The sequence below is a fragment of the Streptomonospora nanhaiensis genome (genome assembly GCF_026642255.1).
GTDB lineage: Bacteria > Actinomycetota > Actinomycetes > Streptosporangiales > Streptosporangiaceae > Nocardiopsis > Nocardiopsis tropica.
In genome coordinates this window covers 6,586,909-6,610,881 of record NZ_CP113264.1, presented here as the reverse complement: position 1 = coordinate 6,610,881, position 23,973 = coordinate 6,586,909, and the positions used below count along the sequence as shown (strand labels likewise).

Genomic DNA, 23,973 nt, shown 5'->3' with positions numbered 1-23,973 from the left:
CTTTATATTCAGGTGTGCAGACACCGCTCTTCTGAAAGGTTTGATTCCATGGCACAGAAGGTCCAGGTTTTCCTGGTCGACGACCTCGACGGCGGCGAGGCCGAGGAGACGGTGACGTTCGGTCTGGACGGATCGACGTACGAAATCGACCTCAGTGCGGGTAATGCCGCCAAGCTTCGCGAGGCCCTTAACCCGTTCGTCGAAGCCTCCCGCAAGGCTCCGTCCAAGGCGAACCGCGCCACCGCCCGCCGGGGCAGCCGTAATGCGCCCAGCCGCGAGCGCAGCGCCGAGATTCGCGCGTGGGCGAAGGCTGCCGGCAAGCCCGTCAATGAGCGCGGCCGGATCCCCGCCGCCATCGTCGCCGAATATGAGGCCATCAAGGGCTAGGTCCCGCGACCGCCTTCGGTTCGCCGAAATGTTGTCAGGGCTTGATCGAATTTCGACCGGTGCCCACCAGGAGCACCCGACTCCCTCATCCGGCACCGCCTGACACCGGTGGACCCGCCACGCGGGGGATCCTGTGACACGGGGTCCCGCGCCATGGGGATGCAGGGGACAAGGGGATACGACGGGCACCGGATCCCCGGCCGACGGCGCCGAGCCGGTGCCGCCGGATCCGGACCGCGGGCGCAGTGCGGCCCCGGGCCTTCCGGCCCCCGTCTCCGTGACGCGGCTCGGACGGGGCCCCGCCGCTCGCCGCGGTGTGCGCGGACGCGCCGACGACCGGGGCGCCACAGCGCTCCCCGTTCTCGTGGAGGCTCTCGACTTCCGGCCCTGCGGCCGCACGGCCGCAGGGCCCGGGGCCGTTCCGCCGCGACCCGGCGGGGCCGTACCGCGGCCCACCGGGACCGAGGCGCATTTCCCGCTTTCGGGGCCGCCTGATCCGGCCCGAAGAACAACACGCGGTTCGGCTTGTTCGCTCAGAGCCGATTATCGGGCTTGTACACGTGCGGTCCGGGGACTCCCGTGATGGATGGGAGTGTCCGGGCCGTTCGCCTTCGGCGTACAGGGAAATCTGACGCCTCAATTGGTAGTTGGATGTTGGGTGAACGCCCTATCGTCGGGGAAAGTCTCTGGCACGGACGGCTGGGAGGCCGGCCATGCGGAGATGTTCGCCCGGTCGGCAGCCTGTCGACCGGCGGGTGCGACAGTGCTCCCCTGGGCGGTTATCCCTGTGGGGCCGATATGCGGAAGAGTTGGGTCGGCGAGACCGTCCCTGCCTGACCGCTCTGTAGAGGAGCGACGAGACATGTTCGAGAGGTTTACCGACCGCGCACGGCGAGTGGTGGTTCTGGCCCAGGAAGAGGCCAGGATGCTCAACCACAACTACATCGGTACGGAGCACATCCTGCTCGGCCTCATCCACGAGGGTGAGGGCGTCGCCGCCAAGGCTCTGGAGAGCCTCGGTATCAGCCTCGAAGCGGTTCGGCAGCAGGTTGAGGAGATCATCGGCCAGGGCCAGCAGGCGCCGTCGGGGCACATCCCCTTCACCCCGCGCGCCAAGAAGGTCCTTGAGCTGTCGCTGCGCGAGGCGCTCCAGCTCGGCCACAACTACATCGGTACCGAGCACATACTGCTGGGCCTGATCCGCGAGGGCGAGGGCGTCGCCGCCCAGGTCCTGGTCAAGCTCGGCGCGGACCTGAACCGGGTCCGCCAGCAGGTCATCCAGCTGCTGCACGGCTACCAGGGCAAGGAGCCGCAGGCCACCGCGGGCTCCTCGGAGTCCACCCCCTCCACCTCCCTGGTGCTGGACCAGTTCGGCCGCAACCTGACCCAGGCCGCCCGGGAGAGCAAGCTCGACCCGGTCATCGGCCGGGACAAGGAGATCGAGCGCGTCATGCAGGTGCTCTCGAGGCGGACCAAGAACAACCCGGTCCTCATCGGTGAGCCCGGCGTCGGCAAGACCGCCGTGGTAGAGGGCCTGGCCCAGAAGATCGTCAAGGGTGAGATCCCCGAGACGCTCAAGGACAAGCAGCTGTACACGCTGGACCTGGGCGCGCTGGTCGCCGGAAGCCGCTACCGCGGTGACTTCGAGGAGCGCCTCAAGAAGGTGCTCAAGGAGATCCGGACCCGCGGCGACATCATCCTGTTCATCGACGAGCTGCACACGCTGGTCGGAGCGGGAGCGGCCGAGGGGGCCATAGACGCCGCCTCCATCCTCAAGCCCATGCTGGCCCGGGGCGAGCTCCAGACCATCGGCGCCACCACCCTGGACGAGTACCGCAAGTACCTGGAGAAGGACGCCGCCCTGGAGCGGCGCTTCCAGCCCATCCAGGTGGACGAGCCCACCATCAAGCACGCCATCGAGATCCTCAAGGGCCTGCGCGACCGGTACGAGGCGCACCACCGGGTCTCCATCACCGACAGCGCCCTGGTGGCGGCGGCCCAGCTGGCCGACCGCTACATCAGCGACCGCTTCCTGCCGGACAAGGCGATCGACCTCATCGACGAGGCCGGTTCGCGGATGCGCATCCGCCGGATGACCGCTCCGCCGGACCTGCGCGAGTTCGACGAGAAGATCGCGGGCGTGCGCCGGGACAAGGAGTCCGCGATCGACGCGCAGGACTTCGAGAAGGCCGCGTCCCTGCGCGACGACGAGAAGCAGCTCCTCAACAAGAAGGCGCAGCGGGAGAAGGAGTGGAAGGCCGGCGACATGGACGTCGTGGCCGAGGTCGACGAGGAGCTCATCGCCGAGGTCCTGGCCGCGTCCACCGGCATCCCGGTCTTCAAGCTCACCGAGGAGGAGAGCTCTCGGCTGCTGCGCATGGAGGACGAGCTGCACCGCCGGGTCATCGGCCAGGAGGACGCCATCAAGGCGCTCTCGCAGGCGATCCGCCGTACCCGCGCCGGTCTGAAGGACCCCAAGCGCCCGGGTGGCTCGTTCATCTTCGCCGGCCCGTCCGGTGTCGGTAAGACCGAGCTGTCCAAGACCCTGGCCGAGTTCCTGTTCGGGGACGAGGACGCGCTGATCCAGCTGGACATGTCCGAGTTCATGGAGAAGCACACGGTCTCCCGGCTGTTCGGCTCGCCTCCCGGCTACGTCGGCTACGAGGAGGGCGGCCAGCTCACCGAGAAGGTGCGCCGCAAGCCGTTCTCCGTGGTCCTGTTCGACGAGATCGAGAAGGCCCACAACGACATCTTCAACTCCCTGCTGCAGGTGTTGGAGGAGGGCCGTCTCACCGACGCCCAGGGTCGCAACGTCGACTTCAAGAACACGGTCATCATCATGACCACCAACCTGGGCACGCGGGACATCTCCAAGGGCCAGGCCATGGGCTTCGCCAAGGAGGACAACGCCCAGACCAACTACGAGCGGATGAAGGCGAAGGTCAGCGAGGAGCTCAAGACCAACTTCCGTCCCGAGTTCCTCAACCGCGTGGACGACATCATCGTCTTCCACCAGCTGACGGAGGCGGAGATCTTCCAGATCGTGGACCTCATGATCACGAGCCTGGACGGCCGCCTCAAGGAGCGGGACATGGGGATCGAGCTGCGCCCGAAGGCGAAGCAGATCCTGTCCGAGCGCGGCTTCGACCCCGTGCTGGGCGCCCGCCCGCTGCGCAGGACGATCCAGCGGGAGATCGAGGACCAGCTGTCCGAGAAGATCCTGTACGGCGACCTCAAGGCGGGTCAGATCGTCGTGATCGACGCCGAGGGCGAGGGCACGGACGCCAAGTTCACGTTCAAGGGCGTGCCGAAGCCGGCCGCGGTCCCGGACACCCCGGAGGTCGAGGAGTCGGCCGCGGGCAAGAGCGACTGACACGGCTGAACCGGACGCCGTCCGTCACGGGGGCACCCCTTCGGGGGTGCCCCCTTCGGCGTTCGGCCGTTAGTGTGCGTTCGTGACCCATCCAGAACCCCGGCAGCACGGTCCGTGGCCGCCCCATGGACAGCAGCCGCAGCAGCCCCCGTCCGCACAGCCCGGCGCCCCCGGTGGCCCCCCGCCCGGCGCCCCCGGAGGTCCCCCGCCCGGCGGCCCGCCGGGGCAGCCGCCCCACGGCGCGGTGCCGCCGGGCGGGATGCCTCCCGGCGGCGGGTATCCCCCGCCGGGCCCTCCCGGACCCCAGGGACCGGGCTCCCACGGGCCCCAGGGGCACTACGGGCCGCAGGGGCCGTACCCGCCGCCGCAGCAGGCGGGGGGCGGCCGCGGCGCCGGGCTCGCCCTGATCATCGGAGCGGTGGTCCTCGTCGTGCTCCTCGTCGCGGGCGGCGGCGTCCTCTACGTGGTGACGCGCCCCGGCGGCGGGGACGCCGGCGCCTCGGCCGGGGCGGGGCTGGAGGCGGTCCAGCACTACGAGGGCCTGTCCGCCGACCACGTCGAGGAGGGCGAGACCGTCGAGTACGACGTGTTCCCGCCCGTGGGCGGGGAGCACTACCCCGTCTGGCAGGACTGCGGCGTCTACGGGGAGCCGCTGCGCACCGAGTACGCCGTGCACTCCCTGGAGCACGGGGCCGTGTGGATCGCCTACGACCCCGGCCTGGACGCCGGCCAGGTCGAGGCGCTCGCCGGCCTCTACTCGCCGGGCGACTACCTGGTGATCAGCCCCGTCGAGGGGCTGCCCGCGCCCGTGGTGGCGTCGGCCTGGGGGTCGCAGATCCTGCTGGAGGGCGCGGAGGACCCGCGCCTCACCGAGTACCTGGTGCAGTACGTCCAGGGCGAGAACACCCCGGAGCCGGGGGCGCCGTGCAGCGGCGGCTTCGCCGGGACCGAGGCGGAGTTCGACGCGGGCGGCGGCACGAGCGCCCGCATGGACGACTGACCCGGCGCCGGAAGGGGCCGGATCAGGAGGGCAGGGCGTACCGGCCGTCGTCGAGCGGGTCCACCAGGCCGTCGGACACCAGGGCGTCCAGGGCGCGCTCACGCTGCACGCGGTCGTCCCAGACGGCGTCCAGGGCGTCCTTGGCCACCGGGTGCGCGGAGTCGCGCAGCACGGCGAGCAGGCGGCCGCGCACCTGGCGGTCGGTGCCCTCGTAGGTCTGGCCCCGCCGGGGCGGCCCGTCGTAGGCCGGCTTGCCCGCGAGCCTCCACGCGCACTGCCCGGCGATGGGGCAGGAGGCGCAGGCGGGCGTGCGGGCGGTGCACACCAGGGCGCCGAGCTCCATCACGGCGACCCCCCAGCGCGCGGCGACGGGGGCGGTGGGCGGCAGCAGCGCCTCCGCGAGTGCCGTCTCCGCCTTGGTCTGGGTTTTCGGAGGGTACTGGACTCCTGTTTCGGCCCTGGCCAGGACGCGGCGGACGTTCGTGTCCAGAATGGCGTGCCTCTGCCCGTAGGCGAAGCTCGCCACGGCCGCGGCGGTGTAGGCGCCGATCCCCGGGAGGGAGAGCAGCGTGGCGTGGTCGTCCGGGACCCGGCCGCCGTGCTCCTCGGTGATCGCCACGGCACAGGCGTGCAGGCGCAGGGCGCGGCGCGGGTAGCCGAGCCGGTTCCACATGCGCACTGCCTCGCCCGACGCCTCCCCGGCCAGATGGGCGGGGGTGGGCCAGCGCTCCATCCAGGCGCGCCAGGCGGGCAGGACCCGCACGACGGGGGTCTGCTGGAGCATGATCTCGCTGACCAGGATCGACCAGGGGGTGGCGTCGGGCGCGCGCCAGGGAAGGTCGCGCGCGTTCGACTCGTACCACGCCAGAACGGCGGTGCTGTAAGGGTTATCGCTCATCTTTAAAGGGAATCGGCGGGTTGAGTAGGTGGGTGGCACGCAAAACCGCAATACTACGGGCCATGGCGTCAAGTACCGGACATCCAGGAGCCGTCAGCCGCGAGACCTACTGGAAGCGGCGTGCCTTCGTCCTGATCGGGGTCATGCTGGTGGTCGCGCTGATCGCGTTCGCCTGTCAACCCTCGGACGACGAGACCGGTGAACCGACCCGGTCCGAGGCCGGTATGGACGCGTCGCCCTCTCCCAGTGTCCCATCCGGGGACCCCTCCGCGGACGAGAGCCCGGAACCCACGGCCGGGGCGTCGGAAGGGGCCGGGGAGAGCGCCTCCCCCTCACCCGGCGACGGGGCGTCCGAGGGCGCCGGCGGCGGGGAGGGCGGCGCCGGCGAGGTCGCCGCGCCCGAGCGCGCCGAGGACCTCTGCCGCCCGGAGGACGTCGTGGTGACGTTCGAGCTGGAGGGGGACCAGGAGGTCTACGGCTCCGGGAACGCGCCGGGCTTCAGGATCACCGTGGTCAACACGGCGGAGCAGACCTGCACCGTGGACGTGGGGGGCGCCGCCCTGGAGGTGCGCATCCACTCCGGTGACGACAGGATCTACTCCACCGCGGACTGCCTCAAGGACGGCGGCGCCGAGGAGCGCCAGCTCAGCCGGGGCGTGCCGCACGAGTTCACGGTCGACTGGGAGCGCAACCGCTCCTTCGAGGACTGCCGCGAGACCACCTCCAGCGCCCAGGCGGGCTGGTACCGGGCCAACCTGCACGGCGACTACGCGGGGGACCAGCCCCAGCTGGCGTTCCAGCTCAGGTCCTGAGCCCTGGCGGCGCCGCGGACGACGCGGCCCGTCGGGATCGCGCCCCGGGGTCCGGGTGGCGGCACTGCCACCCGGACCCCGGGGCGCGGCGCGCTTCCGGTCCCGCTGGGCGGGACGGGCCCCGCCCCTCCGGCCCGGAGGGGCGCCCGTGCGGCCGCGCGAAGACCTGCCCGTTCCGGGAGCCCCCCTTCCCGTGCGGACGCGGCGGGGGTACTCTGCCTGCGGTTGGGAGCGCTCCCAAGACGCTCTTCCCGGGGACCCGCACAGAGCAAGGAGTTTCCGCATGGACCAACGACTCTCCCGGGCCGCCCGGCGCATCGGCGCGGGCCTCGGGCTCACCCTGGCACTCGTCGCGGGTGCCCTCGCCCCCGCCGCGGCGGCGCGAACGGAGGAGGACACGGTGCGGATCATGCCGCTGGGCGACTCGATCACGGGCTCGCCCGGATGCTGGCGGGCCCTGCTCTGGGTCGACCTGGTGGAGGCCGGGCACACGGACGCCGACTTCGTGGGAACCCGGCCGGGCGACGGCTGCGGTTTCGAGTACGACGGCGACAACGAGGGCCACGGCGGCTTCCTTGTCACCGACGTCGCGGACCGCGGCCTCCTCGTGGACTGGCTCGCGCGGACGGAGCCCGACGTGGTGCTGATGCACTTCGGCACCAACGACGTGTGGAGCGGCGTCCCCGCGGAGACGGTCCTGGACGCCTACAGCGTGCTCGTCGCGCAGATGCGGGACCAGAACCCCCGCATGCGCGTCCTGGTCGCCCAGATCATCCCGATGGACCCCGCCCGCAGCTGCGCCGGGTGCGGGCGGGGCGTCGAGGACCTCAACGCGGCCATCCCGGCGTGGGCGGCCGGGGAGAGCACGGCGGAGTCGCCGGTGACCGTGGTGGACCAGTGGACCGGGTTCGACACCGGCACCGACACCTACGACGGGGTGCACCCCTCGGGCAGCGGCGACCGCAGGATCGCCGACCGCTGGCTGGAGTCCCTGCTCCCGCTGTTCTCCTGAGGCCGCCCCGGACCGGGGTCGCGCCGGACCGGGGCCGCCCCGGGCCCGGTCCGGCGATTCCAGGACGATCCCGGAGGGGAAGAAGTCGCCCGTGTTTCGGTAAAGTCGGCCGATTCCGGTGATCGAATGGTTACTATGCGTGGTGTCCTGATCGTTCGCACACCGGGAGCAGTCGTGCACCGCACCGCCCTGGCCCTCGCGGCCACCGCCGTCCTGTCCCTCGCCTTCGCCGTGCCCGCACAGGCGGAGCGCACCGTGACCACCAGCCACACACTGAGCATCCGGACGCCGTCCACGGGAGAGGTGCGGCAGGTCACCCTGGAGTGCCGGCCGACCGGCGGGGACCACCCCGAGGCGGAGCGGGCCTGCGCGGCCGTCGACGGGGCCGGATCGATCGCCCGGGCCAAGGGGGAGGGCGGCATGTGCACGATGATCCACCAGCCCGTCGTGGCCGTCGCCGAGGGCGCCGAGAGGTACGAGGAGGAGTTCTCGAACTCCTGCCTCCTCGTGAGCCAGAAGGGCGTCCTCTTCGACTTCTAGACGCGCTCCCCGGGCGCTTCCGGCGGTCCCGGAGCCGTGGCCCCGGACGGCCCGCGGACCACGGTCCGGGACCGCCCCGGGGCCGGCGGGCGGGGCAGGGGCCCGGCCCGCCGGCCTCAGTCGTCGTCCTGGGACTTCCTGGGCCGGCGCGAGCGCCTGGCGACGCGCAGGAGCGCCTCGCTCAGCTCCTCGACCTCCTGGGTGCGGATGCCCGGGATCGGGTCGCCGAAGTGCTTGGGCACGATGGCCTCGGTGAACCCGAGCCGCTGCGCCTCCGCGACCCTGCGGCGGACGCCCGAGACGGTGCGCACGTCGCCCGCGAGGCCGACCTCGCCGATCGCGATGAACCCGACGGGGAGGGCGACGTCGTTGCTGGAGCTGGCCGCCGCCATGGCGAGCGCCAGGTCCACCGCGGGCTCGGTGAGCTTCACGCCGCCGACCGTCGAGGCGTACACGTCCATGTTGGCCAGCCGCATGCCCGTGCGCTTCTCCAGCACCGCCAGGATCATGTTGACCCGGGAGGTGTCCAGGCCCGAGGTGGCGCGGCGCGGGGCCGGCAGGGGCGTGGGCGCGACCAGCGCCTGGACCTCGGTGATCAGGGGGCGCCGGCCCTCCATCGCGACGGTGACGCAGGTGCCGGGCACGGGGTCGGTGCGCTCGGTGAGGAACAGGCCGCTGGGGTCCGGCAGGCCGACGATGCCGCTCTCGGTGAGCTCGAAGCAGCCGATCTCGTCCGTGGGGCCGTACCGGTTCTTGATCGCGCGCAGCAGCCTCAGCTGGGAGTGGCGCTCGCCCTCGAAGTGCAGCACCACGTCGACCAGGTGCTCCAGCATGCGGGGGCCCGCGATCGAGCCGTCCTTGGTCACGTGGCCGACCAGGATGGTGGCGATCCCGCGCTCCTTGGCGATCTGGATCAGCGCGCCGGTCACCTGGCGGATCTGCGTGACACCGCCGGGAACGCCGGTGGCGTCGGGGGAGACCATGGTCTGCACCGAGTCCACGATCAGCAGCCGGGGGCCGACCTGGTCCACGTGGCTGACGAGGGAGGCGATGGAGGTCTCGGCGGCGAGGTAGAGCTTGTCCGACAGGGCCCCGAGGCGCTCGGCGCGCAGTCGCACCTGTCCGGCGGACTCCTCGCCGGTGATGTACAGCACGGGCCCGTCCGCGGCCCGCATCGCCGCGACCTCCAGGAGCAGCGTGGACTTGCCCACGCCGGGCTCGCCCGCCAGCAGGACGACGCCGCCGGGGACGGCGCCCCCGCCCAGGACGCGGTCGAGCTCGCCGACCCCGGTGGGGACGGCCTCGGCGCTCTCCACGCTGATCTCGGTGATGGGGCGGGCCCGGGAGGTGACGGGCGCGGCGGCGACGGACATCGCGGCGGGGGCCCCGGCCTCCTCGACCGTCCCCCAGGCCTGGCACTCGCCGCAGCGGCCCACCCACTTGAGGGTGGTCCATCCGCACTCCGCGCACCGGAACGTCGTCTTCGCTGCCTTTGCCATGGTCGCCACGCTAGCGGCTGCCGGGGACAGGCCCGTCGGGGGCGGAGCGGATTCTCCGCGACACACGAAAGTTACCTACGGGTTATGGGGAACTTCCGGTAGGTCGTGTTAAAGAATCTGTAAGGGTCCGACTACTCCCTGCCCCCCGCTCCCCGGAGAGGAACCCGCGTGCCCCGTAACGACGCAAACCCCGCCACCCCCCGACACCGGTGGCTCCGCCGAGTCCTGGTCCCCGCGGCCGCGGCGGTCCTGGGCCTGTCCCTGGTCTCGCCGCCGTCCGCCGCCGCGGAGGAGGCCGAGGCGGCCGCCTTCCAGCACTACGTGGCGCTGGGCGACTCCTTCGTCGCCGGGCCCCTGGTCCGCCAGCAGCAGGCCCAGGCCCGCGTGCCCCTGCTCGGCTGCATGCAGTCGAACCACAACTACCCCAAGATGCTCGCCGAGCGGATCGGGGTCGCCGAGCTGACCGACGCCAGCTGCTCCGGCGCGCGGATGGAGCACTTCTACGAGAACCAGTTCACCGACACGCTCCCGCAGCTCGACGCGCTGCGGCCGGAGACCGACCTGGTCACGGTCGGCATCGCGGGCAACGACTTCGGGTTCTCCGACGTGTTCGTCGAGTGCGCCAAGCGGAGCCTGGGCAACCCCCTGGGCAGCCCGTGCGCCAACTACTACGGCGACGAGCTCGACGTCCGGATCGAGGGCCTGCGCGGCGAGATCTCCCAGGTCTACGCCGACATCGCGGAGCGCAGCCCCGACGCGACGGTCCTCAGCGTGGGCTACCTCCAGCTCCTGCCGGAGAGCGGGGGCTGCTGGCCGAGCACGCCCATCGCCCGCGGGGACGTCCCGTTCCTCGACGCGGCGCAGACGTCGCTCAACGCGGTGATCAAGGAGGAGTCGGAGGCCAACGGCGCGGTGTTCGTGGACGTCCTGGAGCGGGGCAGGGACGTGTGCAAGCCCTCCGGCACCCGCTGGGTCGAGGGCCTGATCCCGGAGAACGGGGCCCCGGTGCACCCCAACCGGCTCGGTATGGAGGCGACGGCGGACTTCGTCCAGGCTGCGGTGGGCGTGCCCTCCCCGGCTCTGTGACGGAGGGTCGCCGACCCAGGGATAGGGGGTCCGTTTACTGGTCGAATGACCGTTATATCCCCTCGGGTAAAGCAGCCTTTACCCTCCTTGGCGGCCAACTGGACCACGGAGAGTGATTTCTTCGGGTGGCTGTGTGACGAATGGTGGTGCGTCGAGGCGGAGAGATCCGCGTCACAGCGGCGCGGACGCCCCGGCGTGACTACTCACACGAGTGGAGCACCACCGTCATGCGACTACCGCGACAGCACGAGCAAAGGCAGGCCTGTCGTCCTACGGACCCGGGGCGACAGGCCTCGCCCGCCCGCCCCCGCCGGGGCGGACCGCGATCGCTCACGGCCGCCGCGCTCGCCGCGGCCTTCCTGTCCTCCGGCGCGGCCCCGGCCCTCGCCCAGCACGCGCAACCGGCGCCGGCGGCCCCGGGCGCCGGCGCACCTACGAGGGTCCACCAGGCGGCGCTGCCCTCCTCCACCGTCGAGAAGGCCATCAGCGCCGCCGAGTCCAAGAAGGGCACCCCCTACGGCTGGGGCGGCACCGGACCGGACTCCTTCGACTGCTCCGGCCTCGTCCAGTGGTCGTTCGCGCAGGCCGGGGTGGACCTCCCCCGCATCGCCCACGACCAGGTGCGGGAGGGGACCAGGGTCTCCTACTCCGACGCCAGGAGGGGCGACATCCTCTACTGGGCCGACGGCGGAGGGTACGCCTACCACGTCGCCATCTACCTCGGCGGCGGCCGCATGATCGACGCCCCGAAGTCCGGGGACCAGGTCCGCGAGCGGGACGTCAACCGCTACAACCTCGCCGGCGCGGTACGCCTGTGACGGGGACGGTCCCCGCGGGCGGCGCCGACGGCGGCCGCGAGCGTCCCGGGCGGTGAACCCGGGACCCCGGACACACCCGGCCACCGGGTCAGTACCGCTTCCACCACAGGTTGACCGCGTAGTCCACCGACAGCCCGGGATGGGACCGCACGATCTCCGCGGCCAGCGCGGAGGGGAACTCGATCCGCACCACCGCCTCGAAGGCGCGGCGGTCGGTGAACGACCAGCGCATCGTCAGGGGCTCGCGGGTGAACCCGCGGGCCGCCCAGAACCGTTCCACGGCGGCCGGGTCGTACGACGGCAGCGAACGCCGGAACCAGGAGCCGAAGGTGGAGCGCGTGGCGTCGTTGTCGATCACGAACGCGACCCCGCCCCGCCGCATCACGCGGTCGAGCTCGGCCAGGCCGGGCTCGCACCCCGGACCGAAGAAGTAGGCCCAGCGCGCGTGCGCGACCTCGACGACGGAGTCGGGGACGGGCAGCCGCTGGGCCACTCCGTCCAGGACCCGGACGTGGTCCAGGCCCCGCACCCGGGCCCGGGCGGCCCCGGCCAGGGACGGGTGCGGTTCCACGCCGGTGACCCGGCTCGCCCGCGCGGCGAACCCCGGCAGGTGGTAGCCGGTGCCGCAGCCGACGTCCAGGACGTGGGCCCCGTCCATGGGACGGACGCGGTCCATGGCCGCGCCGATCACGCCCTCGGGGTCCACCGCCCGGTTCTCCAACTCGTACGTCTGCGGGTTCCGCCAGATGTTGGGGCTGGGGATCGCGTCCCTGGGGATCATGCACCGCACACTAGCCATCCGGCCCGACCCGGCCTGCGGGTCCCCCGCCGGTCCCCGTGCCGTGTTCCCGCGGTCCCGGACCGGTCGCGGCGGGCCCCGCCCCGCCCGGGCGCCGTGCGGGGGAGGGACGGGGCGGGAGGGGGCGGGGAGGCCCGGGGGACGCGGCGCGCCGCGCTCGTCCGGGCGGAACGCACGGAGGGCCCGACAGCGCATAGTCTGGGGGCGTGAGTCCTATCCAGGTCCCAGACGCACCCGTCGTCCTGTCGTCGGCGTCGGTCTACCCGGAGAAGACCCCGGCCGCCTTCGAGATCGCGGCGAAGCTGGGGTACGACGGGGTGGAGGTCCTCGTCTCCTCCGATCCGGCCAGCCAGGACATCGACCTCCTGCGGCGCCTCTCGGACTACCACCAGATGCCCGTCACCGCCGTCCACTCGCCCTGCCTGGTCCTCACCCAGCGTGTGTGGGGCAGGGAGCCCTGGGGGAAGCTCGTCCGCTCCAAGGAGATGGCCGAGGCCCTGGGCGCGAAGACCATCGTCGTCCACCCCGCCTTCCGCTGGCAGCGCGAGTACGCGCGCGAGTTCGAGAGCGGGATCTCCCGTATGCAGGACGAGACCGACGTCGTCTTCGCGGTGGAGAACATGTACCCCGTGCGGGTCCGCGACCGCGAGGTCGTCCCCTACGCGCCGAGCTGGAACCCCCTCGACCGCGACTACCCCGACGTCACGCTCGACCTGTCGCACACCGCCATGTCCGGCTCCGACGCCATGCAGATGGCCAGGCAGCTGGGCGACCGCCTCTCGCACGTCCACGTGACGGACGGCTTCGGCGGTCAGAACCTCGACGAGCACCTCATCCCCGGCCGCGGGACCCAGCCGGTCGGCGAACTCCTGGAGTACCTGGCCGAGCGCGGCTTCGGCGGGCAGCTGGTGCTGGAGGTCAGCACCCGCAAGGCCGCCGACCGCCAGGCGCGCATGCGCGAGCTGGCCGAGGCCCTGGCCTTCACCCGCCTGCACTTCGCGCAGACCTCCTCGGCGTCCGGCCGCACGCACGACCGCCGCGAGCGCATCGCCCTCCTGCGCCGGAAGCCGTCGGCGCCGCCCCGCCGCTTCTCGGTGGACGGCGGCGGCACGGTCGACGACAAGGGCACGGTCGACCCGGGCGGGAGCTGACGCGGTCCGGCCCCGGCGGGTCCGGGGCCTGCGCGGTCCGCCGTCCACAGGCCGGGACGCGGGGTCCCCCCGGGCCGGCGGGGCCGCTAGCGTGGACGTGACCCGCAGAGAGGACTCTTCATGATCGCGATCATCGGTGCCGGGAAGATGGGCGAGGCGCTGCTCGCCGGAATGCTGGCCAAGGGCCACGCGCCGGAGGACGTCCTCGTCACCGAGCCGCGCGAGGAGCACGCGGAGGAGCTGCGCCGCCGCTACCGGGTCGAGGTGGTCTCCGCGACGGACGCGGCCAAGCGCGCGGACACGCTCCTGCTCGCCCTCAAACCCCAGGACATGGTGGCGCTGCTGGACGACCTGTCCCCGCACCTGGGCTCGGAGCGCCTGATCATCTCCGTCGCGGCCGGGATCACCACCGCCGTCCTGGAGAACCACCTGCCCGCCGGGACGCCCGTCGTCCGCGCCATGCCCAACACGCCCGCCCTGATGGGAGAGGGGATGACCGCCGTCGCGGGCGGCGCCCACACCGACGGGGCCCACCTGGACCGGGCGGAGGCGCTCCTGGCCACGGTCGGCGAGGTGATCCGGGTCGGCGAGCAGCACATGGACACGGTGACCGCCATCTCGGGCAGCGGCCCCGCGTACTTCTACTTCATCGCGGAGACGATGATCGAGGCCGGTGTCGCCATGGGGATGCCGCGCGTCACGGCGCAGAAGCTCGTCGGGCAGACCATCACCGGCGCCGCCGCCATGCTCAACGGTTCGGGGGAGCACCCGGTGGTGCTGCGCGAGGCCGTGACCTCCCCGGGCGGCACCACGGCCGCCGCGCTGCGCGAGCTGGAGCGGCACGGCGTCCGGACCGCGTTCACCGACGCCATCGAGGCGGCCCGGGACAGGAGCGGCGCGCTCTCCGGAAGCTGACGGGGCCGGAGCGGGCCCGCCGCCGGTCCCCCCGGGGCGCCGGACGGCGGCCGCCACCGCAGGTCGGCGCGGGACCCGCGGCGGTGCGGGACCGGGCCGGGCGGGACCGCCGGCCGCGCGCGGGGCGGGGGAGCGCACCGCGCGGGGGAGACGCCGGGGACGTCGGCGATCGGGGGTTGGCCGGAAACGGCCTTTCTTGACGAATCCGGACGTCGTGGTCCATGTGTACTGTGCAGGGGAAGGGGCGCGCACGCCCCTCTCTGTCTCGCCCGCGCGAGCCATCCCCCTCTCCTGCTTCCAGGGTCCTCCATGACATCTCCCCCTCCCCCGTCCGACCCCTCCCAGCCGCCGGGCGGAGGCCCCCCTCCGGGAGGCCCGCCGCAGGGCGGCGCCCCCCGCGGTCCGGCGGGAGGCCCGCCCACGGGCGGATTCCCGCCCGGAGGCCCGCCTTCGGGAGGCCCGCCGCACGGCGGCGCCCCCCGCGGTCCGATGGGAGGCCCGCCCACGGGCGGATTCCCGCCCGGAGGCCGTCCCCAGGGCGGCGCACCCACGGGCGGCGTCCCTTCCGGGGGCGTGTACTCGGGCGGGATGCCCCCCGGCGGACCGCCCCCGGGCGGCTTTCCGCCCGGAGGCCTTCCCCCTGGCGCTCCTCCCGGCGGGATGCCTCCCGGTGGACCGCCCCCCGGTGGACCGCCCCCCGGTGGGATGCCCCCCGGCGGTTTCGGCGGCCCGCCTCCCCCGAAGCCTCCCCGCATGCCCGTCCTCTCCTCGCCCTCGGCGGTGCGGGCCTCCCTGCTCAACGCCTCCGGCCTCGGTGCCGGGTACGCCTACCTGCGGCAGTGGCCCTTCTTCGCCGCGGCGGTCGCCGTCACCGCCGGCCTCCTGGTCACCGCCGCGGTCCTGGGCGCCGCCGACAACCTGCTGGTCTGGGCGCCGGTCCTGCTCGCCTGGTTCGCGGCGGCCGCCGTGCACGGCCTCTTCGCGGGGCGCTCCCGCGACGAGCGGGCGCTCACCCGTGGCGAGCAGCCCGCGCGGAACAGGGCGGCGCTCCTCACCGCGGGCGGCCTCGTGCTGGTCATGGCGGCCTCCGTCGCCGGCGTCTGGCAGGCGGGAGAGTGGCGGCTGCGCGTCGCCGACGCCGCCCACGCCCGGGGCGAGTGCGGCCCGTCGGAGGCCGTGGCCGCCTACGGGAGCGTCGAGGACCTCTTCCAGCTGTCCTTCTCCCCGTCGCTCATGTCCAGGGCCCGCGCGGGCGCGGAGGCGTGCGCGCTGCTGGAGCGCGCCCAGGGCGACGTCGCCTCCGGCGACTTCGGGCAGGCCCTCGACTCCTACTCGGCCTACTTCGCCCACGGTTCGTCCCGGTGGGAGGACACCGACGGCGAGATCGCGGACATCCACTTCTCCTACGCGGCCGACCTGGCCGCCACGGCGGAGGAGGGGTTCGACGGCGAGGTCACCGAGGAGTACCGCGAGAGCATGAGGCAGGCCCACGAGGTCTACAGCGTGATCCCGGTGGACTACGCGGGCACCGAGGCCGCGGGGGACGTGCCCGCCGCGCTCGCGGAGCTGTACGGGACCGGCACGGCCGAGTACGCGGCCGAGAACTGGTGCGCGGCCTTCGACCAGATCGACCTGTTCAACGACCTGTCCTGGGAGGGCGCGCCCGAGATCGCCGACCGCCTGGCCGAGGAGCGTCCGGACGCCGCGTTCAACTGCGGCTGGGAGCACGTGGAGGAGGGCCGGTTCGATCCCGCCGAGACCATGGTCGCCCTGCTCGGCGACGAGTACCCCGACCACGAGGCGGACGAGGTCGAGAGGATGGTCGTCCACATCGGCGCCGGGCGCGTCGAGGCCGAGATGGACACCCTGACCACCATCGGCGAGGTCGACTTCGCCCCGGAGCCCACCGGGGGCTCCGGAAACGGCATGACCGTCCTGGAGATCACCAACAACACGCCCTACGAGATGAGGTTCCTCTACGTCGGCCCCGACCGGGTGCACGACGAGGTCGTCACCGAGGCGTGCGAGGAGTGCGAGACCTACAGCTCGCCCCCGACCGGCAACTCGTGCTTCGACAACGGCGAGGTCATGCGCCTCGAACTCGAACCCGGCGAGTACCGGGTGCTGCTCACCTCCAACGAGGGGTTCTTCGGCGCCGCGCCGCTGCACGGCACCGTCGACTTCGGGGCCGGTGACCTGTACGAGTCCTGCTACTTCATCACCGAGTAGCCGGAGCGGCGGGAGGGCCGGTGCGCACCGCGTCCCCCTCCCGCCCCGGGCGGGCGGACGCCGCCCGCCCGGGCCGTCCGCCGGTCCGGCGCCCGTCCCCGGGACCCGGGGTTCGGATCGGGGCCCGGTTTTGCGTACTGTGTGCTTCGGAGCACGCACACCTGAAACGGGGGTCACCACATGGGAGGGCGCACGTCCTGCTCGCTTCGGGTGGCATGGGATGACGGACTGACGGCCTACGACTTCGGGCCCCAGCACCCGATGGCGCCGATCCGTGTCGAGCTGACGATGGCCCTCAGCCGCGAACTCGGCGTGCTGGACGCCCCGGGGGTCGGCCTCCTGGACGTGGAGCCCGCGTCCGACGAACTCCTCTCGCTGGTGCACGACCGCGCCTACATCGAGGCGGTCAAGCGCGCGGGCAGGACACTGGCGCCCGACGACACCCACCTGCTCGGCACCGCGGACAACCCCGTCTTCCCCGACATGCACGACGCCGCGGCGCTCATCACGGGCGCGTCCGTCGCCGCCGCGAGAGCGGTGTGGACGGGGGAGACCGCGCACGCCGCGAACATCGCGGGCGGCCTGCACCACGCGATGCGCAACCACGCGTGGGGCTTCTGCGTCTACAACGACCCCGCGATCGCCATCAGCTGGCTGCTGGAACAGGGCGCCAAGCGGATCGCGTACGTGGACGTGGACGTCCACCACGGCGACGGCGTGCAGAACGCGTTCTACAACGATCCCCGCGTGCTCACCATCAGCCTGCACGAGTCGCCGGTGACCCTGTTCCCCGGCACCGGGCAGGCGTCCGAGACCGGAGGCCCGGACGCGGAGGGGTACGCGGTCAACGTCGCCCTCCCGGCGGGCACCGGGGACACCGGCTGGCACCGCGCCTTCGACGCCGTCGTCCCTCCGCTGCTGCACGAGTTCCAGCCGGAGATCCTCGTGACCCAGCAGGGCTGCGACACCCACGCCCTCGATCCGCTCGCCAACCTCACCCTCAGCGTGGACGGCCAGCGGCGCGCCTACTCCGAGCTGCACAAGCTCGCGCAGAAGACGGCGGGCGGCCGGTGGCTGCTCTTCGGCGGCGGCGGCTACGGGCTGGTGCACGTGGTCCCGCGGGCCTGGACCCACCTGCTCGCCGAGGCCGCGGGCCACCCGATCGACCCGGACACCGAGACCCCGCAGAAGTGGCGCGACTTCGTGCGGGAGCGCACCGGAGAACTGGCGCCCCTCTACATGACCGACGGCCGAGAGGTCTCGTTCGCGCCCTTCGTGGACGGCTACGACCCCGGCGACGCGGTGGACCGCGCGATCCACGCCACCCGCACCGCCGTCTTCCCCAGCCACGGCATCGACCCGAGCCTCTAGCCCCCGCCGACCGGACCGCCCGCGGCCCCTCCGCACGCGTCCCCGGCCGTCCCGGACCCGGAGCGGTTCCGGCGCGGCCCGAATTACGACCGGTTCGGACCGCCGCGCATTCCGGGATTCCGGTCCGTGGCCCGGCCCGCAGCGGCGCCCGGGAGTACGGAGGTGAATTCGTGGGGATTGCGCGTTGTACGCCGCAGGCGGGTAGGACAGAGGTTGAATACCGGGCGAACAGAGGCCGGCGTCGTGGTGGCATCACGGCGGGGCGCACGCTCGCTGCCCAGTCGAGGAAGGGGAACGCCAGGTGACGCCGCCGACACGCGCTGAACTCATCACCTATCTGGTTCGCACGGGGATCGCCGGGCACGTCGACACCCCCCGCCAGAACAACCTTCGGCACTACCGGCGGCTGGTGCAGAAGGACCCCTACCACCAGTTCGGTCTGACGTTCTCCCACGACTGGACGTTCTCCGAGGTCCTCTCCCTCATGAGCAAGCGGTGCGGCGTCGTGGGCGACGAGGAGTACGTGTGGGGCATCGACACCATCGACCCCGACCTGACCGTGGACGCCCTGGAGGCGCTGGCCGACCGGATGGCGCTGGCGGCGGAGCGCCGCGAGAGGGTCATGTTCGCCACCGGCCACCCCAGCAAACTCCGTGAGACCTACCGGGTCTGGAAGGACGCACTGGCCTCACGCGGCTGCCCGGTCGTCACCGCGGCAAGCGGATATTCGTACGAGGTGACTACCGAGAAGCCGCCCAACCGGCGGATCGTGGTCTGGAAGGACGAAGTCGCGATCGTGACGGACGGGCACCTCGCGCGTCACAGCCATCACCCCTTCGCCATGCGTGCCATTCTCGGGGACCTGGAGAACCGGGGTGAGGCATGGCCGCAGTTGGTCATCGCGGACCACGGGTTCGCGGGTGCGGCGGGGGAGGCCGGAGTGCCGACGATGGGGTTCGCGGACTGCAACGACCCCGCTCTGTTCCTGGCCGAACACGAGGGAAAGCTACTGGTCACGGTGCCTCTGGACGACGGATACCTGACCGAGGACTACGCCCCCCTGCGCGAGTACGTCCTCGCGAGGGCCGGTCTGATTTGACCAGGGCCGACCATTTATACCCACCGTTAAACCTCATCCGTCCCGTCGTCAACGTGTATCCCCGAAGACAGGACAATCGACCTTTCGCAGACGGGGTCTCGGCTCTACTCTGAAAACGGACGTGTCAGTAGTGACAGAGTGACACGCTGGCGTGGGGTTGGGACGGGCACATACCGGGGTTGCCCCTACCGCCGTAGATCACGCCGGGCTGAAGAGTGGACAATGCTCACGTCCGGGAATGAGGGCGTCGGAAGATGAACGGGAGCAAACCGCCTCTCGAAGAGGTCAGGTTCTTGACCGTGGCAGAAGTCGCCACGATCATGCGTGTGTCCAAGATGACCGTTTACCGAATGGTGCACTCGGGAGTTCTCCCCGCGATTCGCGTGGGGCGTTCCTACCGGGTTCCCGAGCGGGCCGTGCACGACTACCTCCGCGAGGCATTCGTCGAGGCTGGTTGATCCAGGGCCGAGGCCGGCCGGGGCGGCGACACGCGCGCCCCGGCCGACGCACAACCCCCGGGGGCGGTGCCCGACGGACACCGCCCCCACCGAGGTTTCCCCACCTCGCCGCAGGCCGCCCGGCACGCCGGACCGAAGGTCCCTTGTGCCGGGGCGGCCGAAGGGGCGCCAGGGCATCTACTACAATCTGTCGTTGATGTAGTCCGCCCTGTTCACCCCCGGTTCGCGAGGTTCCCTCGATGCCCAGTACCAGCTCAGGTACGCGGTCGCGCCGCGGCGTGCCGCGCCTTGCGGCGACCGCCCTGGCCGCCGCCATCGCCCTCACCGGCTGCGCCGGGGGCAACGAGATCGAGGCCGGGGGCGAGGACGACCGGTTCATCTCCGGCGACGGCAGCTCCACCACCTTCGAGGCCGCCGAGCGGGTCGAGGCGCCCGAGGTCGAGGGCACCACCCTCGACGGCGACACCGTGTCCCTCGGTGACTACGAGGGCGGCATCGTGGTCCTCAACGTCTGGGCGAGCTGGTGCGGCCCCTGCCGCGCCGAGCAGCCCGTGCTCGACGAGGTCCACGCCGAGTACGGCGACCTGGGGGTGGACTTCCTGGGCGTCAACATCAAGGACGACGAGACCGCGGCCCGGGCCTACCTCTCCGACAAGGACGTCGCCTACCCGAGCCTGTACGACCAGCCCGGCGAGGTGCCGCAGGCCTTCCGCGACACCGTCCCCCCGCGTGCGATCCCCAGCACCCTCGTCATCGACCCCGACGGCCGCATCGCGGCCCGCGTCATCGGTCCCACCACCTACGGCCAGCTCACGGGGCTGCTCAACCCCGTGGTGGTGGAGTTCGGCCTCGGCGATCCCGAGGAGCGGCCCCGGGTGGCCGACCAGGAGGCCTCCCCGGAGGACGGGGAGGCGTCCCCGGAGGAGGGCGGGGAACAGCCCTCCGACGCCCCCTCGGACGGGGACGACCGCTGATGGACGCGATCGGCACCACCGTCCTCACCGGGTCCCTCCTCGCCGCCGTCCCCCTGGCGCTCGCCGCCGGGCTCCTGTCCTTCCTGTCCCCCTGCGTGCTCCCGCTCGTGCCCGGCTACCTCTCCTACGTGACCGGCATGAGCGGCGCCGACGTGCGCGAGCGCTCCGCCGCCCGCGCCGCCGGGGGAGGGGCGGCCGAGGGGGGCGCCACGGCGACGGCCGTCGCCGACGTCGACGCCGAACTCGCCACGCGCCGGTGGACCATGGTCACCGGCAGCGTCCTGTTCATCGCCGGGTTCACCCTCGTGTTCGTCGCCGTCGGCGGCTTCATCGGCTGGCTCGGCGACCTCCTCGTGGACTACACCGACCCCCTCACCCGGGTCCTCGGGGTCCTCACCATCGTCCTCGGGCTCGCCTTCATGGGCGTGATGCCCGGGTTCGGGCGCGAGTTCCGCTTCCACCGGCTGCCCCGTGCGGGCCTGGCCGGCGCGCCCCTGCTCGGGGTCCTCTTCGGCCTCGGCTGGACCCCGTGCATCGGTCCGACCCTGGCCGCCGTGCAGACCCTCGCCTTCATCGAGGGCGGCGCCGGCCGCGGCATGCTCCTGTCCCTCGTCTACTGCGTGGGCCTGGGTCTGCCCTTCGTCCTCGCCTCCCTCCTCTACCGGCGCGCCCTGACCGCCTTCGGCTGGCTCAAGCGACGCACCCGCACCGTCACCGTCATCGGCGGGGCCGTGCTCGTCCTCGTCGGCCTGGCCATGGTGACCGGGCTGTGGACGCAGCTGACCGTCGCCATGCAGGGCTGGGCCGCCGACTTCCAAACGGTGATCTGATGAGTACGACGACCACGACCGACGACGACACCGGGAGCGGGGCCGGCCCGGGAGACGGGACCGGGGCCGGGGACCGGGAGGGCGGGCAGCCCAGGGGCCTGGGCCCGCTCGGCTGGCTGCGCTGGGCGTGGCGCGTCCTCACCTCGATGCGCACCGCCCTGATCCTGCTCTTCCTGCTGGCCGTCGGAGCCATCCCCGGCTCGATCCTGCCGCAGAACGTCGTGAGCGTGGACGAGGTCAACACCTACGTTCGGGAGAACCCCGAACTGGCACCCTGGCTGGACCGGTTCTACCTGTTCGACGTGTTCTCGTCGCCCTGGTACGCGGCGATCTACCTGCTGCTGTTCGTCTCCCTCGCGGGCTGCGTCTTCCCGCGTGCCGTCGTCCACGCCCGCGCCGTGCGGGCCAGGCCGGTGCACACCCCCAGGAACCTGGGGCGGATGCCGTACGCGGCGACGTTCACGACGGGCGCCGATCCGGAGACGGTCCTCGGCCAGGCGCGCAAGGTCCTCAAGGGCTACCGGATCGAGCGCTACGGGGACTCCCTCTCCAGCGAGACCGGATACCTGCGCGAGGCCGGGAACGTGCTGTTCCACCTCGCCCTGCTGGGGCTGCTGCTCGCGCTGGCCGCCGGGTCGTTCTTCGGCTACCGGGGCAACATGCTGCTGGTGGAGGGCGACGGGTTCGCGAACACCCTGCCCTCCTACGACGCCATCTACCCCGGGCACTGGACCGACACCGACGCCCTGGAGCCCTTCACCCTGCACCTGGACGACTTCGAGGCGTCGTTCATCGAGGACGGCAACCTGCGCGGACAGGCCGAGTCCTACGTCGCCGAACTGATCTACAAGGAGTCCCCGGAGGCGGAGGAGGCCCGGCACACGCTGGAGGTCAACCACCCCCTCACCGTGGACGGCGTGCAGGTCTACCTGCTCGGCCACGGCTACGCGCCCGAGTTCGAGGTCCGCAACGCCGACGGCGAGGTCGTCTTCGACCAGGCGGTCCCGTTCCTGTTCCGGGAGACCGCGACCTTCACCTCCGACGGCGTCGTCAAGGTCCCCGACACCGGCGGGGAGGAGCTGGGCTTCGTCGGGGTGTTCCTGCCGAGCGCGGCGGAGACGCCCGAGGGCGACCTCGTCTCCGACTTCCCGGGCGCGGAGAACCCCAGGGTGACCCTGGAGGGCTACCGCGGCGACCTCGGCATGCTGGACCCGCAGTCGGTCTACCAGCTCCAGACCAGCGGCATGGAGGAGCTCGGAAGCTCCCCGGTGCTGGGGATCGGGGACAGCTGGGACCTCCCGGACGGCGCCGGGTCGATCACGTTCACCGGGTACAGCGAGTACATCAGCCTCCAGACCAACCGCGACGGCGCGCGCGTCCCGGCGCTCGCGGCGGCCAGCCTCGCCGTCCTGGGCCTGGTCACCACGCTGTTCGTCCGCCCCCGCCGCGTGTGGGTGCGCGCGACCAGGGGCGCGGACGGGCGCACGCGGGTCGAGCTGTCCGGCCTCGGCAAGACCGAGGCGGCGGGCAACAACGCCGAGTTCCACGAACTCACCACAGAGCTTGCCGGACGGCTCCGGAACGACGAGTCGGACGACAACCCCCGAAATCCCCGAAGCAGCACACCATCCGACCCGCCAGAGTCGACGACAACGAGGGAGTGACCGGTGACGTACACACTCGCCGGAACGGTGGACGAGACGATGGCGTCGACCAGCGACATGTTGATCATCGCGATGATCGTCACGTACGCGGCGGCCCTGTTCCTCTTCGCCATCGAGGCCGCCTACGGAAAGCGCACCAACCTCAGGGCCGGCAAGCTCATGCCGGTGACCGTGGGCTCAGGGAAGGACGCCGGAGCCGCCGGAAGCGGTGACGACGACCTCGACATCGACGTCAACGTCCGCACCACCGAGGGGGAGGCGCAGGCCTCCCAGAGCAACCTCGGCCGGGTGGCGCTCGGCGTGACGACGCTCGGGTTCGTGATGGGCGTCGCCCAGATCGTCACCCGGGGCCTCGCCGCGGGCCGGTGGCCCTGGGGCAACATGTTCGAGTTCATCGTGGCGCTGTGCCTGGTCGCGGTGGGCGGGCTCCTGTACGCCTCGTTCCGCTACCAGGCGCGGTTCCTCGGGGCCTTCGTCCTGGTCCCGGTCCTGCTCCTGCTGGGCATCGGCGTCAAGTGGCTGTACGTGGACCCGGGCCCGCTGATCCCGGCACTGCACTCCTACTGGGTGCCGATCCACGTGACCGCGACGATCATCGCGGGCGGCGCGTTCATGGTGTCCGGCGTCGCGGGCGTCACCTACCTGGTGTCGCACCGCGCGGAGGCCAGGCGCGCCCTGGGACAGAAGGTCGCGGGCATCGCGGGGCGCCTGCCCAGCCCGGAGCTGCTGGACCGCATCTCGCACCGGTTCATCCTGTTCGCGTTCCCGCTGTGGACGTTCGGCATCATCGCCGGCTCCATCTGGGCGGACGAGGCGTGGGGCCGCTTCTGGGGCTGGGACCCCAAGGAGGTGTGGTCGTTCATCTCCTGGGTGATCTACGCCGCCTACCTGCACGCCCGTGCCACGGGCGGCTGGCGCGGCCCCAAGGCCACCTGGATCAACGTGCTGGGCTTCCTGACCATCCTGTTCAACTTCTTCGCCGTGAACTACATGTTCAGCGGCCTGCACTCCTACGCCTGACCCGGGCTGCGCACGGCGGCGGGGACCCCTCGGGTCCC

General features: G+C 72.3%; 21 protein-coding genes. 18 read left to right on the top strand and 3 right to left on the bottom strand.

All coding sequences use genetic code 11. From position 1 onward, the window contains the following. Window positions 1-48: 48 nt before the first annotated feature. The 3 genes from OUQ99_RS28505 (at window position 49) to OUQ99_RS28495 (ending at window position 4,760) form a co-directional block, all read left to right on the top strand. Window positions 49-387, top strand: coding sequence for a histone-like nucleoid-structuring protein Lsr2 (locus OUQ99_RS28505; protein WP_267946844.1), 339 nt, complete (start codon window positions 49-51; stop codon window positions 385-387). 862 nt (window positions 388-1,249) lie between these two features. Then, entirely contained in the window at window positions 1,250-3,760 is a 2,511-nt protein-coding gene (locus OUQ99_RS28500; RefSeq protein ID WP_267946843.1) for an ATP-dependent Clp protease ATP-binding subunit, read from the top strand. Between the two features lie 409 nt (window positions 3,761-4,169). Further along, window positions 4,170-4,760 carry a DUF3105 domain-containing protein gene (locus OUQ99_RS28495; protein WP_431061536.1) on the top strand — a complete coding sequence of 197 codons (591 nt, stop codon included), beginning with the start codon at window positions 4,170-4,172 and terminating at the stop codon, window positions 4,758-4,760. 22 nt (window positions 4,761-4,782) lie between these two features. On the opposite strand, the gene OUQ99_RS28490 is transcribed toward OUQ99_RS28495, so the two are convergent. Then, complete coding sequence (locus OUQ99_RS28490) at window positions 4,783-5,658, bottom strand: A/G-specific adenine glycosylase (RefSeq protein ID WP_267946842.1); 876 nt, start codon at window positions 5,656-5,658, stop codon at window positions 4,783-4,785. A gap of 143 nt (window positions 5,659-5,801) precedes the next feature. Here OUQ99_RS28490 and OUQ99_RS28485 point away from each other — a divergent pair, with 143 nt between their 5' ends. From OUQ99_RS28485 to OUQ99_RS28475, 3 genes are all read left to right on the top strand, one after another. Then, window positions 5,802-6,470 (top strand): hypothetical protein, encoded by a 669-nt coding sequence (locus tag OUQ99_RS28485; RefSeq protein ID WP_267950540.1) that lies wholly within the window; start codon window positions 5,802-5,804, stop codon window positions 6,468-6,470. A gap of 283 nt (window positions 6,471-6,753) precedes the next feature. Next, the gene (locus OUQ99_RS28480) at window positions 6,754-7,482 is read left to right on the top strand and encodes an SGNH/GDSL hydrolase family protein (protein WP_267946841.1); all 729 of its coding nucleotides are present in this window, start codon (window positions 6,754-6,756) and stop codon (window positions 7,480-7,482) included. Between the two features lie 135 nt (window positions 7,483-7,617). Then, the gene (locus OUQ99_RS28475) at window positions 7,618-8,022 is read left to right on the top strand and encodes an SSI family serine proteinase inhibitor (protein ID WP_267946840.1); all 405 of its coding nucleotides are present in this window, start codon (window positions 7,618-7,620) and stop codon (window positions 8,020-8,022) included. A 116-nt stretch (window positions 8,023-8,138) separates the two neighbouring features. On the opposite strand, the gene radA is transcribed toward OUQ99_RS28475, so the two are convergent. After that, entirely contained in the window at window positions 8,139-9,521 is a 1,383-nt protein-coding gene (gene radA, locus OUQ99_RS28470; RefSeq protein WP_267946839.1) for a DNA repair protein RadA, read from the bottom strand. A gap of 168 nt (window positions 9,522-9,689) precedes the next feature. On the opposite strand from radA, the gene OUQ99_RS28465 reads away from it, so the two are divergent. Both OUQ99_RS28465 and OUQ99_RS28460 read left to right on the top strand, forming a co-directional pair. Further along, on the top strand, window positions 9,690-10,607 hold the full coding sequence (locus OUQ99_RS28465; protein WP_378553520.1) for an SGNH/GDSL hydrolase family protein: 918 nt from the start codon (window positions 9,690-9,692) through the stop codon (window positions 10,605-10,607). A 227-nt stretch (window positions 10,608-10,834) separates the two neighbouring features. Then, complete coding sequence (locus OUQ99_RS28460) at window positions 10,835-11,425, top strand: C40 family peptidase (RefSeq protein ID WP_267946838.1); 591 nt, start codon at window positions 10,835-10,837, stop codon at window positions 11,423-11,425. A gap of 88 nt (window positions 11,426-11,513) precedes the next feature. On the opposite strand, the gene OUQ99_RS28455 is transcribed toward OUQ99_RS28460, so the two are convergent. Then, on the bottom strand, window positions 11,514-12,131 hold the full coding sequence (locus OUQ99_RS28455; RefSeq protein WP_267950538.1) for a class I SAM-dependent methyltransferase: 618 nt from the start codon (window positions 12,129-12,131) through the stop codon (window positions 11,514-11,516). Window positions 12,132-12,430: 299 nt separating this feature from the next. Between OUQ99_RS28455 and OUQ99_RS28450 the strand changes: the two genes are divergently transcribed. The 10 genes from OUQ99_RS28450 (at window position 12,431) to ccsB (ending at window position 23,935) form a co-directional block, all read left to right on the top strand. Further along, window positions 12,431-13,375 (top strand): sugar phosphate isomerase/epimerase family protein, encoded by a 945-nt coding sequence (locus OUQ99_RS28450; RefSeq protein ID WP_267946837.1) that lies wholly within the window; start codon window positions 12,431-12,433, stop codon window positions 13,373-13,375. A 120-nt stretch (window positions 13,376-13,495) separates the two neighbouring features. Then, on the top strand, window positions 13,496-14,290 hold the full coding sequence (gene proC, locus OUQ99_RS28445) for a pyrroline-5-carboxylate reductase (RefSeq protein ID WP_267946836.1): 795 nt from the start codon (window positions 13,496-13,498) through the stop codon (window positions 14,288-14,290). A gap of 705 nt (window positions 14,291-14,995) precedes the next feature. Next, window positions 14,996-16,519: a DUF1109 domain-containing protein gene (locus OUQ99_RS28440; RefSeq protein WP_267946835.1), complete on the top strand. Its 1,524-nt coding sequence runs from the start codon at window positions 14,996-14,998 to the stop codon at window positions 16,517-16,519. A gap of 210 nt (window positions 16,520-16,729) precedes the next feature. Next, window positions 16,730-17,890, top strand: a complete 1,161-nt coding sequence (locus OUQ99_RS28435) for an acetoin utilization protein AcuC (RefSeq protein ID WP_267946834.1) — start codon at window positions 16,730-16,732, stop codon at window positions 17,888-17,890. A 301-nt stretch (window positions 17,891-18,191) separates the two neighbouring features. Beyond that, window positions 18,192-18,989: a phosphatase gene (locus OUQ99_RS28430; protein WP_267946833.1), complete on the top strand. Its 798-nt coding sequence runs from the start codon at window positions 18,192-18,194 to the stop codon at window positions 18,987-18,989. A gap of 254 nt (window positions 18,990-19,243) precedes the next feature. Further along, window positions 19,244-19,447, top strand: coding sequence for a helix-turn-helix domain-containing protein (locus tag OUQ99_RS28425; protein ID WP_013155995.1), 204 nt, complete (start codon window positions 19,244-19,246; stop codon window positions 19,445-19,447). Between the two features lie 239 nt (window positions 19,448-19,686). Beyond that, window positions 19,687-20,421 carry a TlpA family protein disulfide reductase gene (locus OUQ99_RS28420; protein ID WP_378553516.1) on the top strand — a complete coding sequence of 245 codons (735 nt, stop codon included), beginning with the start codon at window positions 19,687-19,689 and terminating at the stop codon, window positions 20,419-20,421. Then, window positions 20,421-21,251: a cytochrome c biogenesis CcdA family protein gene (locus tag OUQ99_RS28415; protein ID WP_267946832.1), complete on the top strand. Its 831-nt coding sequence runs from the start codon at window positions 20,421-20,423 to the stop codon at window positions 21,249-21,251. Before OUQ99_RS28420 ends, OUQ99_RS28415 begins: the two co-directional genes overlap by 1 nt. Next, the gene (gene resB / locus OUQ99_RS28410; RefSeq protein WP_267946831.1) at window positions 21,251-22,915 is read left to right on the top strand and encodes a cytochrome c biogenesis protein ResB; all 1,665 of its coding nucleotides are present in this window, start codon (window positions 21,251-21,253) and stop codon (window positions 22,913-22,915) included. The genes OUQ99_RS28415 and resB overlap by 1 nt, the downstream gene beginning before the upstream one ends. A gap of 3 nt (window positions 22,916-22,918) precedes the next feature. Further along, window positions 22,919-23,935, top strand: a complete 1,017-nt coding sequence (gene ccsB / locus OUQ99_RS28405) for a c-type cytochrome biogenesis protein CcsB (protein WP_267946830.1) — start codon at window positions 22,919-22,921, stop codon at window positions 23,933-23,935. The last annotated feature ends 38 nt before the right edge of the window (window positions 23,936-23,973 follow it).